The sequence below is a fragment of the Streptomyces luteireticuli genome (assembly GCF_041519305.1).
GTDB classification, from domain to species: domain Bacteria; phylum Actinomycetota; class Actinomycetes; order Streptomycetales; family Streptomycetaceae; genus Streptomyces; species Streptomyces luteireticuli.
In genome coordinates this window covers 1,664,707-1,676,399 of the sequence record NZ_CP167927.1, presented here as the reverse complement: position 1 = coordinate 1,676,399, position 11,693 = coordinate 1,664,707, and the positions used below count along the sequence as shown (strand labels likewise).

At 76.2% G+C, this 11,693-nt stretch carries 8 protein-coding genes; 1 reads left to right on the top strand and 7 read right to left on the bottom strand.

Going from position 1 to position 11,693, the window contains the following annotated elements; all coding sequences use genetic code 11:
* Positions 1-20: 20 nt before the first annotated feature.
* The 6 genes from AB8735_RS06740 to AB8735_RS06715 all read right to left on the bottom strand — a co-directional run bounded on the left by AB8735_RS06740 (position 21) and on the right by AB8735_RS06715 (position 7,330).
* Positions 21-1,463 (bottom strand): extracellular solute-binding protein, encoded by a 1,443-nt coding sequence (locus tag AB8735_RS06740; RefSeq protein WP_372406027.1) that lies wholly within the window; start codon positions 1,461-1,463, stop codon positions 21-23.
* Positions 1,464-1,510: 47 nt separating this feature from the next.
* Positions 1,511-4,126, bottom strand: a complete 2,616-nt coding sequence (locus AB8735_RS06735; protein ID WP_372406025.1) for a substrate-binding domain-containing protein — start codon at positions 4,124-4,126, stop codon at positions 1,511-1,513.
* Between the two features lie 4 nt (positions 4,127-4,130).
* A complete protein-coding gene (locus AB8735_RS06730; protein ID WP_372406023.1) occupies positions 4,131-4,472 on the bottom strand; it encodes a hypothetical protein in 342 nt (113 codons plus the stop codon).
* A 130-nt stretch (positions 4,473-4,602) separates the two neighbouring features.
* Entirely contained in the window at positions 4,603-6,543 is a 1,941-nt protein-coding gene (locus AB8735_RS06725) for an IclR family transcriptional regulator C-terminal domain-containing protein (protein ID WP_372406022.1), read from the bottom strand.
* Positions 6,540-7,148 carry a sigma-70 family RNA polymerase sigma factor gene (locus AB8735_RS06720; RefSeq protein WP_344022488.1) on the bottom strand — a complete coding sequence of 203 codons (609 nt, stop codon included), beginning with the start codon at positions 7,146-7,148 and terminating at the stop codon, positions 6,540-6,542. The genes AB8735_RS06725 and AB8735_RS06720 overlap by 4 nt, the downstream gene beginning before the upstream one ends.
* Positions 7,142-7,330, bottom strand: a complete 189-nt coding sequence (locus tag AB8735_RS06715; protein ID WP_372406019.1) for a hypothetical protein — start codon at positions 7,328-7,330, stop codon at positions 7,142-7,144. Before AB8735_RS06715 ends, AB8735_RS06720 begins: the two co-directional genes overlap by 7 nt.
* Before the next feature lie 274 nt (positions 7,331-7,604).
* Between AB8735_RS06715 and AB8735_RS06710 the strand changes: the two genes are divergently transcribed.
* Positions 7,605-9,743, top strand: coding sequence for an NB-ARC domain-containing protein (locus AB8735_RS06710; protein WP_372406017.1), 2,139 nt, complete (start codon positions 7,605-7,607; stop codon positions 9,741-9,743).
* On the opposite strand, the gene AB8735_RS06705 is transcribed toward AB8735_RS06710, so the two are convergent.
* Positions 9,731-11,308 carry a translation initiation factor 2 gene (locus AB8735_RS06705; protein ID WP_372406014.1) on the bottom strand — a complete coding sequence of 526 codons (1,578 nt, stop codon included), beginning with the start codon at positions 11,306-11,308 and terminating at the stop codon, positions 9,731-9,733. The genes AB8735_RS06710 and AB8735_RS06705 overlap by 13 nt on opposite strands.
* Positions 11,309-11,693: the final 385 nt, after the last annotated feature.

Genomic DNA, 11,693 nt, shown 5'->3' with positions numbered 1-11,693 from the left:
CTCCTCGGCCCCGCGCTCCCTCAACCCCCGGGCAGCACCCCCCGCAACGCCGCGTCCAGCTCCTCCGCCACCTCCCCGTCCGCCTCCCGCCGGGCCGCCGCGGAGGAGTGCAGCCGGCTCAGCACCCCGGTGAACGCCTGGGTGAACGCGCCGTAGAGCGGGGTGCGCGGGCGCAGGGCCGCCGACTCCAGGGCCGGCAGCAAGGTGGTCCGGGCGTACCGCGGACGGTGGTCCGCGTCGCGCGGCATGTCGCGCTCGCCGCCCTCCGAGGGCGCGCCCGCGGCGGGGGCCGCGCGACGGTCGTCGCACACGACGCCCGGGTCGGTGTAGGCGGACCGGCGGGTCGCGGCGAAGCCGGCGTCCAGCAGACAGCGTTCACTGGCCGGGCCGGTGAGGAACCGGACCAGCTCCCGGGCCTTCTCCACCCGCGCCCCGGGCATCGCCGGACCGGCGGCCACCGCGAGGTCCTGGCCGCCCAGCACGGCGGTGCCGGGGAGCGGCACGACGCCGAGCCTCTCCTCGCCCAGCGCCGCGTGGAGCGTGCGGTACGCGTAGGGCCAGTGGCGGAGGAAGGCGGTGCGGCCCTCCGCGAAGTCCTTGAGCGTGCCCGCCTCGTCGGACTCGAAGGCGCCGTCGAGCGTGTGCGCGCTCTCCGTGCGCCGCCGGAACTCCGCCACGCCCTTGGCCAGTTCCCCGGGCGTGGCGCGGTAGACGCCGCCGTCGTCGGTCAGCCGGACGCCGGCGGAGGCGAACGCCTCGACGGCGTTGACGGTGAGCCCCTCGTAGGCGGCGAGCTGACTCGTCCACGCGTTGCGGTAGTTGCCCTTGCGGTCCGACTTCTCGGCGCGCGCCCAGGCGTCCGCCGTGTCCATCAGCCCCGCCAGCTCGTCCCACGGGGTGCCCCGGCGGGACAGCGCCTTGATCTTCTCCTCGTCGATCCCCGCGCCGGGGACCAGGTAGTCGCGGCGGTAGTAGAGCAGGCCGACGTCGCTGTTGTAGGGGGCGGCGTAGACCTTCCCCTTCCAGCGGGCGGTCGCGGCGACCCCGGGGAGGACGTCGCCGTCGTCGGCGTACTCCGCGGGCAGTTCCCCGACGAGACCGGCCGCGGCGAACTCCGGGACCCAGGTGACGTCGAGGTTCACGACATCGTAGGCCGCGCTGCCCGACTGCAGCGCCGCCAGGAGCTGGCTGCGCTGCAGGTCGGCGGAGCCGGGCAGGAGGACGGCCCGCGCCCGCCAGGGCGAGCCCTGCTTCTCCTGGAGCGCGTTCCACGCGTCGACCAGCCGCTTGCGGATGCCGTATTTGCCAGTCACGTCCAGGCCGGTGGCGATCACCAACTGTGTTCCGGTGACCGGGCGTTCCGTGGCCCGCGGCCCGGACCCGCCCCGGCTCGTGCAGGCGGCCGCGCCCAGCAGCAGGGCGGCGCACCAGACCAGCGACCGTGCCCACAGCGAACGTTCCATCCCGTCGCCCCCGTCGTACCGTTGCCCGCCCCGCTGCCCGTCATCCGTTATCCGTGCCCCTGCGCGACCTTGGCGACCTCGCCGGCCAGGTCCCCCGCCAGGTCGCCGCGGGAGTCGAGGCACCTGCCGCCGCTCGCCTCGGCCACCCGCAGGTCCAGCCGGCCCTCCAGACAGCCGCCGGAGTCGAACGAGACCATCACCACGGGCACCTTGCGGTCCGCCACGAACTTCACCAGCTCGTCCCGGCGGGCCGCGTCCAGCCGGTCGTTGTCCTCGTCGTCGGTGAGGAGGACGACGAGCTGGGGGTGCCCGTCGTCCTCGGTGCCGTGCGGCATGCCGTCCAGCGCCGCCCGCAGCGCGCCCCCGACGTCGGCCTCCAGGGACGGCGCGGGCACGGCGGCGTCCACCTTCCCCGCCGCGGCCGCGGCCTTGTCCCGGTCGTCCTTCCCGGCCGTCCTCGACGAGGAGCCATGGGTGCCGAACGGGAGCAGTTCGCGGTAGGGCGGGCCCGTCCCCTCCGAGGCGACGCCCCACACGCCGTAGCTGTCCTCCGGGCCGAAGCGCGTCATGGCCCGCTCGACGATCTCGCGGGCGCCGTTCGCCCCGTCCCACCACCGGTTCATGGAGCCGGAGCTGTCGAGCAGGAACCGCACCCGGCCGGCGGCGTTGGCCTGCCGGTACTTCTCCAGCGTGTCGGCCGCCTCGCCCGCGGAGAGCGGACGGGGCAGCGGTCCGGTCTCCGCCGACGGTCCGGTCTCCGCCGACGGTCCGGGTGACGGCGAGGGGCCGGATGACGACGAGGGGGCCGCCACCGGCCGGAGCCCCTCCTCCCGGAACACCGCCCGGCCGTCCTCCGACGCCAGCCAGTCCCCGAAGCGCCGGACGGCCCGGTCCCGCTCGTCCTCGTCCCGGCGCGCGTCGTTCCAGCGGATGTGGACGAACACCGGGTCCAGCGCGGGCACGTCGTCCGGGTACTCGGCCACCCGCGCCACCCCGGTCCGCCCGGCGCAGCCGCGGTACTGGCCGAGGACCGGCGCCGCGACGAGGACCGCGGTGCGCCGGTCGGCGTCCCGGTCGCCCCGGGCCAGCCCGCACACGAGATCCCTGCCGCCCACCCGGCCGGACGACCGGGCCGCCGACCGCTGCCGCTCCTCGACGGCGCGCGGGGCGTCCACCCGGTAGAGCCCGGCCGTCGCGGCGAGCCCCGCGTCGGTGTACCGGGGGTCGGCCCGGCGGAACTCCGCCCCCTTGGCCTTCCCCGTGATCGCCTTCGTCAGCTCGGCGAGCCTGCGCCCGGCGCGGTCGCCCTCCGGCTCGGCGAGCGGTTCCGGCACCAGCAGGGCCAGGGGCGTCCGGGCCAGCGGCCGTCCGTCGTCGAACTCCAGGGACAGGACGGACTGCTGGTTGCTCGTCTCGTCCTGGGCCCGGCGGGCGCTCGCCGAGGACGCGGGGATCCAGACGTCCGGCTGCGGCCCGACGCTGCCGACCGGGTTGAAACCGGACGAACTGCCGCGGGCCCACTCGCCGTACTGGGTGCGGAACGCCTCCACGGTGTCGGCGGACCCGGCGCTGTAGACGGTGACGCCGGTGCGGCGGCAGCCGTCCCCGTCCCGGTTCGCCCCGGAGGCGACGAAGCCATCCGCGGCCCTGCGGACGGCCGGTGCCAGATCCGGGTCGGTGAGCAGGCGCAGTTCCAGCGGGGGGTGGTGCGCGCAGGAGGGCGAGGGGCCGGGGCCGTCGGAGGCGCCGGAGGCGATCCACCACAGGAGGAGGGCGAGGGCGGCCGGCACCGCCAGCGCCGCGGCGATCAGACGGCGGCGGGGCCCGGGCGGGAGCGGGCGGTGCCACCACGGGGGGACGGGGCCGGGGTCCGGGGCGGGATCCGGCACGGGGGCCCGCTCCGGGAGGAGGACGACCTTCTCGCCCGTGTCCTGCCAACGGCGCTGGGGCAGCCACTCCTTGCCGGCCACGGTCCGGGCGGCCCTCAGCCCGTCCACCAGGCGCCGGTGCAGCACCTCGACGGTCACGTCCCCCTCGGGCGCCCCCCGCCCCGGCGTCAGGGCCTCAGCCAGCAGCGCCGTGTACGGCGTCGGCGTCGCGGGGTCGCCCGCGTCGATGCGCTGGTTCCGCTGCACCGCCAGCAGCAGGGAGATCCTCCGCTGGTCATGGGGTTCGAGCCGGTCCCAGGCGGCGGCCGCGTTCCCCGCGTAGCAGCAGTCGAGCACGACCACGGTGTGGCGGGGCCGGTGCTCGCCGGCGCGCAGCCGGTGGAGGACCTTGTCCTCCCAGTGGATCCAGCCCGGGAACGCGGGACCGTGTTCGACCTTGGCTCCTCCCAGTCCGAGGAGCAGCCGGCTGTGTTCGCCGGTGCAGGTGTCGACGATGCCGTGCCCGGCGAAATAGACCAGGAGCAGCCCGTCGGTGGAGTCCCGCACCTCGCCCAGCCGTTGCTCGAACTCCCTGATGTCGGGCGAGGAGAGGAGGACGACCTCGGCGAAGACCCCGCCCGCGCGCAACACCCCTTCCAGAACGGTGAGGTTGCGTTCGGCGGCCGCGATGTCCCCCAGGACGTCGGCCCATTCGTGCGGCCCTTCCCGGGCGTAGCGCGACACACAGACGAGCAGGGCGCGGTTGACCGGCCGGGGCCGCTCGGGTCCGGACACGGGACTAGTCCCGTTCGTCGTCCGGCCGTGCCCGGAAATCGGGTGGATCCGGATCCCCGAGGGCCCGCCGGCTCGTGCGCCATTCCTTGATGGACTCCGTGGCGAGCCGCACGATTTCGGAGGTCGCGGCGCCGCCGAGCCATTCGAGGAGGACCTCCAGCTGGGGGCCCATGGCGACGCCGGGCCCCGCCCGCCGGGCGATCCGTCCGACCCGCACCCGGTGCGTCAGCTCCGGCTCGTCCCGCAGCCAGGCCTCCAGGGAGGTGAGGTCCTCCTCGCGGACGTCCCCGGGGGCCGTGACGCGCACACCGTGCCGTATGTCGTCCTCGTCCTCGCCCTGCGCCATAACTCGACATGGTGGCACGGACGTCGGCGTTCGAGGAGAGTTCGACGGGTCTTTCCTTCCGGGCGCCGGTCGTGTCCGGCCTCGTGTCCGGCCTCGTGTCCGTCCCCGCGTCCGCCGCCGGGCGGGGCGCTCAGATCCGGTAGACGAGGAGCCTCGCGGCGTCCGCCGCGCCGGAGGGGAACCCCCTTGACGGGCAAGGGAGTTCCGCCGGCGTCGGCGGGACGGCGGGGTAGGCGCGGGGGAGCGCGAGCGCCGGTTCGTCCGTGGGCGGCACCTCGAAGAGGTACAGGGCCGAGCCGGACACATCGGCCGCCAGATGGGCGGCCGGGGCCGGCGGCCGGGGCGTCCGCCGGACGGCTTCCGCGGTGGCGAACGGGGCCCGGAGCAGGGAGCCGACGCCCGGCACGGTGCCGCTGCCGACCGGGTCGAGGAGCCCTCCGGCGCCCCCGGCCGGGCCCTCGGCCGGGATCGCCCCGGCCAGCAGCAGGGTGAGCAGGACCGGCACGGACCGGCGGGCCAGGGCCCCGGCCGAGGCCCCGAGCCGTCCGGCGCGGGCGGCGGGCAGGGACAGGGCGAGGCTGCCGGCCCCGGTGCCGAGGGGGAGCGGGACGGCGGAGCAGACGACGTGGCGGGAGTACTCGCGCAGGTCGAGGACGGGCTCGCCGGGGGAGAGGCGGTCGAGGGCGTCGAAGAGGACCCGGGGATCGGTCACCGTACGGGGGGTGAGGGGGGCGGGTCCGTACCGGGCGAGGTGGTCGGTCCGCCGCTCGGGGCCGAGCTGGGCGAGCAGGCACTTGCCGACGGCGCTGGCGTGCGCGGCCAGGCGGAGGTCGACCCACGGGCGGACGGCCGGGGTGAGCGGTCCGCCGACCGCCTGGGTGATGTGCACGTCGCCGTCGGCGTAGCGGCCGAGGTAGACGGCGGCGCCGAGGGTGTCGCGGGCCAGGGCGAGGGTGCGCCGGAGCTGGCGGGCGGTCCCGTCGGCGGAGGCGAGTCTGTCGACGGCGGCGCCGGGGGCGTAGACGTCGTCGGAGAGCGGACGGGCGAACTCCTCCTCGCACAACATGTCCAGGAAGGGCGCGAGTTGGTGAGGGGTGAGCCCCGCTTCGCGGGCGAGCTGGCCGCCGCCGACACCCCGGCGGTGGCGCTGGAGGACGGTGAGGACGTCGAGGGCGCGGCGGGCCCGGTCCAGGGCTTCGCTCCCGGCGGCCGGGGCGGCGCCCTGCCGGCCGGCGGCGGTCAGACCGGGGTGCCGGAGCGGGAGCGCGGACCAGGGGGACGGCGCGCCGGGGGAGTCGAGGGGCAGGGCGGGCCAGGGCCGTCCGGGGGCGGACGGGCCCCGGGTGAGCTCCCGGACGGCGGCCGGGAGGCCGTCGCCGGGGACGGGGACCGCTCCGAGGTCCTCGTGGTCGTGCGGGGCGAGGTGGCCGAGCAGGTCCGGCGGGAGGGCCGTCGCGGCCGGGGCGGGGGGCTGCTCGCCGAAGAGGTCCCCGGGGGAGGCGCCGGACGGGGCCAGGCGCCGGGCCCACAACTCGGCGTCGTCGTAGGCGCCTTCGCGGGCGTGGTCGAGGAAGAGGCAGTAGACGGCCCGGTCGCAGCCGGCCCCGGCGGCGAGCTGCCACCAGAAGCGGGCGCCCTCGTGCTCCCCGAGCAGATAGAGCAGACAGGCCAGGACGAGGACGCCGGCCTCGTCCACCGGCCCGTGCGCGGCGAGGCGGCCGAGCCCGTCCGCGGCGTCGGGGGAGCGCAGGACGAGCAGCGCGACCGCGTTCAGGTTGCGCCAGGCGTCCTCGGCGTCGACGAGGGGGTCCCGTCGCGGGTCGAGCCACTCCCGCGGTCCGGACGCGCGGTCCGGTCCGGGGTCCGGCTGCCGGCCGGTCCGGGCGGCGGTGCGCGCGGGGCGGGTGTCCGGGCGGCGCCGGGCGGCGGACGCGTCGGCGGACGCGTCGTCGGGGGCGTACCGCTCCGCGACCTTCGCCCGGGCCGCGAAGTCGTCCAGGCACCGGCCCTCGGCCGCGGCCCGGGCCGCGAAGCCGTCCCGGCGCCGGGAGAGCTGGGGGTCCCTCATCATCCTGCTTTCTTGTCCCCACGGGGAAGGTTGAGCCGCCGGGTCAGGCGGTTGCGGGCCAGGCGGAGGAGGGAGCGGACCGAGGACTCCTCGATGCCCATGACCGCCGCCGTCTGGCGGACGGTGAAGTCGAGGCCGTAGACGTGGACCACCGCGTCGCGCTGCCGCTCGGTGAGCCCCCGCACGGCGGCGCAGAACTGGATGGTGTCGGTGAGGACCTCGTACGGATCGGCACCGGAGTTCCGCACGGCGGCCTCGAAGGCCATGAGGTCCATCGGCCGGGGGCGCAGCTTCCGTTTGCGCCGCTGGTCGACGATCCGGTGCTTGAGGATGGTCCAGGCGTACTTCTCCGGGTGGTCCATCTCCAGCATGCGCTGCCAGGCATCCATGACCGCGTCGAAGGTCCGGTCCACGGCCTCCTCCGCGTCCGCGTCGGACCCCAACTGCAGATAGGCGAACCGCAGATACGGCCGGTGCCGGTCGGTGTAGAAGGCCGTGAAGGAGACCTGGTCGGCGGGCTTCCACTCGCGCATGGGCGTGGGCTGCCGGGGGCTGGGCAGGCCTCCCACCGCTCCGCCGGTCTCCTCCGGCCCGGCGTCCTTCACCATTTCACCTCGGGGCGGTCGTCCTCCCGCCCGGCCGGGGCGCGGCGCGCGGTACCGCCCGGGGTCGCGATGCCCATGCGCACCAGGGCGACGAGGAGCCGCCTGACACCACGGACGGCGTCCGGGCCGAAGACGCGGACGGTCAGCACGATCTCGATCAACCACGCCGCAGCGCTTTGTCGCACGGGCTCTCCGTAAGTTGTCGGGCGGCCGGGGAGGGCCGCCGGGGCACGGCTTTCTCACCTGTAGGAACGTCCGGGAGGGCCGCCGACGTGCAGAAGAAGATCGATCAATAATCCGGCTGGTTTTCGAGGTTGAGCGGTCGGAGTCGATCGGCATCGGGTCAGTTGAGGGGAGAGAGGGCGGACTGTGTCCCGGGACGGATGAAGGGTGCTAGTGAAGCCCGCCGCTCCCGGTGCCCGGCCGTACCACCCATCTGACGGGCCGTAAGGTGGGGACGTGGCCGATGAGACGCACAACACCGTGAGCGGACAGCCGCACATCGGTGCGCTCGTCCAGAGCGGTTCGATCGAGCACCTGCACCTGTACGCCGCGCCCCCGCCGGACCCCGGAGTCCCCTTCCAAGTCCCGGCCGCACTCCCGCACTTCGAGGACCGCAGGGACGAACAGGAGCGGATTCTGCGCGCCGCCGAGGCCGGATCCGGGCACGAGGGCCCGCAGGTCGTCGCCCTGACCGGGATCGGCGGGGTCGGGAAGACGGCGCTGGGGTTCCACATGGCGCGGCGGCTCGGCGGACGCTTTCCGGACGGGGTGCTGTACGTGGACCTCGACGACCTCCGCCGGGACGGAGCCGTGGAGATCGCCGACGCGCTCGCCGAACTGCTCGGCGGGCTGGGCGTGACGGCCGAGTGGCTGGAGCGCTCCCTGGCCGGGCGGACGAAGCAGTACTGGACCCGGACCCGGGGCAGACGGCTGCTCGTGGTCGTCGACAACGCCCGCTACGGGGCGGAGGCGGTGCCCCTCCTCCCGGCCTCCGCCGGAAGCCTGGCCATCGTCACCAGCCAGGGACCGCTGTACGACCTGGACCGCGCGGTCGCCGCCGAGGTGCCGATGGGACCGCTCGCGGCGGACGACGCCGTACGACTCCTCCGGCACATCGTGGACGACCCGCGGCTGGCCGCCGAGCCGGATGCCGCCGTCGCCCTGGCCGAGGGCTGCGGCGGCCTGCCCGCCGCGCTCACGGTGGCCGGCCGCTGGATCCGCCGATATCCCCGCCGCAGCCTGGGCAGACTGGTCGCGGAACTCACCGCGGAACTGCGGGAGAAGGGGATCCCGATGGTCGAGGCCGTATGGGACGCCGCGTACGCCGGACTGGGCCCCGGGGCCGCGCACCTCTACCGCCTGCTGCCGGAGTTCCCCGCCCCGGTCCTCACCGGGTCGGCCGCCGCCGCACTGCTGGGCGACGGGCCGGCGCCGGCCGGGGACGCGCTCGAGGAACTGGGAACGGCCGGCCTGCTGGAGGGCGGCGAGGACGGGGACGGCGAGCGGTACCGGATGCACGGCCTCCTGCGCGGGCACGCCGCCCGGTGCGCCCGCCGGGCGGACCCCGAGGGGACGCTGCGGACCGGGGCGCGCCACCGGATCGTCCGCTGGTACCGGCGCCAGGCCCAGCGGGCCGACCTGCTCGCGGCCGGGACCCGGATGACCTTCGCGGTGCTCGAACCGCCCGTCCATGGCGCTCCCGACGTGGAGTTCGCCGGTGCGGCGGACGCGCTGCGGTGGCTGGAGACCGAACGGCTCGCCCTGTACGGCTGCGTCCGGACCGCCGTCGACTCCGGCCTGTACGGCCACGCCTGGGCGCTGTGCGAGCCGCTGTGGACCCACTTCCTGGACCACCAGCACTACGCGGACGTGGTGGACGCCTTCCGCGCCGGAGCGGACGCCGCCGGGCGCGACGGGAACCTGCCCGCGCTGATCCGCATGCGGTGCCAGCTGGCCAGGCCCCTGTGGGAGCAGGGGCGTCACGACGAGGCCGAGGAAGAACTGCGGCGCGCCGTGGCCGCGGCCGGGGCGCTGGGGGACTCGACGGCGGAGCGGAAGCTGAAGGCGTCGGTGACGGAGTTCCGGGGGAAGCTGAAGTCCGTCCGGGGGCAATGGGAGGCCGCCGCCGAGGACTTCGCGGACTCCCGCGAACAGCACCGGGCCATAGGGAACGCCTACGGCGTCCTGCTCCAGACCCATCTCCTCGGGCGGACGGCGCTCGACATGGGCGAGCCCGGGCGCGCCGTCGAGCTGCTGGCCGAGGCCCATGCGATGGCCCGGGAGCAGCGGCGGGAGCGGATGACCGCGCGGACCGGCTTCGAACTCGGCCGCGCGCTGCGGGCCGCCGGGCGCGCCGGGGAGGCGCTGCCGTTCGTGCGGGCCGCGCTGGACAAGGCCCGGGAACGGGGCTCGGGTTCGGACGAGGTCCGGATCCTGGAGGAGCTCGCCGCCCTGGCGGAGGAGACCGGCGGGGCGGACGAGGCGGAGGAACTCCGTGCCCTGGCCGGACGGTTGACGGAACGGTACGGAGGTCTTCCCGGTCTTCCCGGTCTTCCCGGTCTTCCTGGTCTTCCCGGGCCGGGTCAGAGCTCGTAGCCGAGGTCCGCGTCGTCGGCCGGGCCCACGCGCACCCGGACGCCCAGCGGGCCGACCGCGCAGACCAGGGTCACCGGGGCGGCCGGAGACCCCGGCGCCGTGCCCAGCCAGGCGTGGACCGCGGAGAGCGCCGCCGCCGGGTCCGTGCGCAGGACGCGCCCGCCCTCGGCGCACGGCTCGACGCGGACGCTCAGGGCACCGGCGGAGCGGTGCCGCACCAGGAGGCGCTCCGGGGTGAGGAGCGCGGCGGCGGTGCGGCAGCCGGGGTGCTCCTCCAGCGCCCGGGCCGTCCACCCGGCGGCCGTCCAGGCGCTGGTGTGGGGCGTACGGGGGAGGGGCGCCGCGCGGCGCCACAGCACGGCCGCGCTCTGCGCCGCCCGGCCGGCGCCGGGGAGTTCGGCGGCGAGGTGATGGGCGACGAGCGGGGTGGCGGCGGGGAACCGCTCGACGGCGACCCGGGGACCGGAGACCTCGGCGCGGACCGCGAAGGCGTGGGGGCGGTGGTCCCGCGGCGCCGGGCGGGGCAGCGGCCAGACCTCCGGCCGTCCGGGCCGCGGTGCCAGGTCCAGCAGCCGGTACAACTCGGCGCGCAGCCGCGCCAGTGCGCGGCCCGGCAGGGCGAAGGCGGCCCGGGCGGGCGTGCGGCAGTCGCGGGCGCCGGCCGCGGCCAGGGCGTCCGGCAGCCCGGCGGCTCCGGTGAACCGGGGTGCGCGGGCGAGGACTTCGGCCATGGGACTGCCGGGTATCAGCTCCTGCCCGCCGTCGTACGCCCCGACGACGGGACGGCCGAGGGCGGCGGCGTACAGGGCGGTCGAGCCATGGTCGGTGACCACGGCGTCGGAGGCGACGAGGAGGGCGGCCCACTCCTCGTGGGGACCGGCGAGCACCAGACCCGCGTCCATGGCGGGCGCGAGCCGCCGGCCGAGGTCGAACCCGCCGATGTCGCTGTGCTCGTTCGGGTGGAGGACGAGGGCGAACTGGTAGGCGTCGTGCGGGAGTCCGTGGACGAGTCCGGCGGGCAGCCCCGGCCGCCGCGCCAGCAGCGACTCCGGTCCCCACGTCGACGTGAGCACCACGAGGCGGCGTCCGCCGGTGCCGAGGGCGGCCCGGTAGTCGTCGCGGTGGCCCAGCGAGCCGAGCAGGCGGTCGAACGTCGGGTCGCCCACCACCGTCGCCCGGGCCGCGGCGGGCGGGCAGTGCTCGGCGAGGCGGTCGAGCTGGCTGCCGTGGGCGAGCGCGTGCAGGGCGGCCCAGGGCTCGCCGTCGTCGAGCAGATAGCCGGGGTCGAGCCCGGAGGGGAGGGCCGGCGAACCCTCGTACGCGAGCGCCTTGTTGAACCCCGCGCCGTGGGGGAGCAGCACGCTCGGGCCGCGCAGGGCCCGCAGTTCGCCCTTGGGGCTCGCGGTCAGGACGAGGTCGTGGGTGCGGCGGCGGGCCTCGTCCCAGGGGAGGAGACGGGCGCCGGAGCGTTCGAGGGAGGTGAGGGCGTCCGTGCCGAACGAGGAGCCCGGGACCAGGGTGAAGCGGCTGTCGACGCGCTCGTCGCCGTCGAAGACGGGGAGCACGTCGAGGAGCCGGTGCAGGGCCCCCGCGGACCGGAAGGCGAGCAGGACGGTGCGTTGCCGGTTGCCGGTTGCCCGCTGCCCGCTGCCCGCTGCCCGCTGCCCGCTGCCCGCTGTTCAAATCGTCGATTCTATAGGATCTACAGGACGGCTCAGGAGAGAACGGTTCGCCTCCATCGACGTGATCGACGGACACGAGCGGGTCCGGGGCCTCCTGCGGCATACCCCGATCGTAACGCCCGGCCCACCCGCCTCACCGGGCCCACCCCCTCCCGGGCCCGCACCCGGTAACGCCCCTTCCGCACCCGGGAATTATTCACGGGCGCCCCACCGCCCCACGTGGTTAGGGTGGGAGCATGCTTTGACGCACGTCCGGCAGCCGGGCACC

Coding starts and splice junctions, on each gene's coding strand:
- AB8735_RS06740 (WP_372406027.1), bottom strand. CDS start 1,463: ATGGAACGTTCGCTGTGGGCACGGTCGCTGGTCTGGTGCGCCGCCCTG.
- AB8735_RS06730 (WP_372406023.1), bottom strand. CDS start 4,472: ATGGCGCAGGGCGAGGACGAGGACGACATACGGCACGGTGTGCGCGTC.
- AB8735_RS06725 (WP_372406022.1), bottom strand. CDS start 6,543: ATGATGAGGGACCCCCAGCTCTCCCGGCGCCGGGACGGCTTCGCGGCC.
- AB8735_RS06720 (WP_344022488.1), bottom strand. CDS start 7,148: ATGGTGAAGGACGCCGGGCCGGAGGAGACCGGCGGAGCGGTGGGAGGC.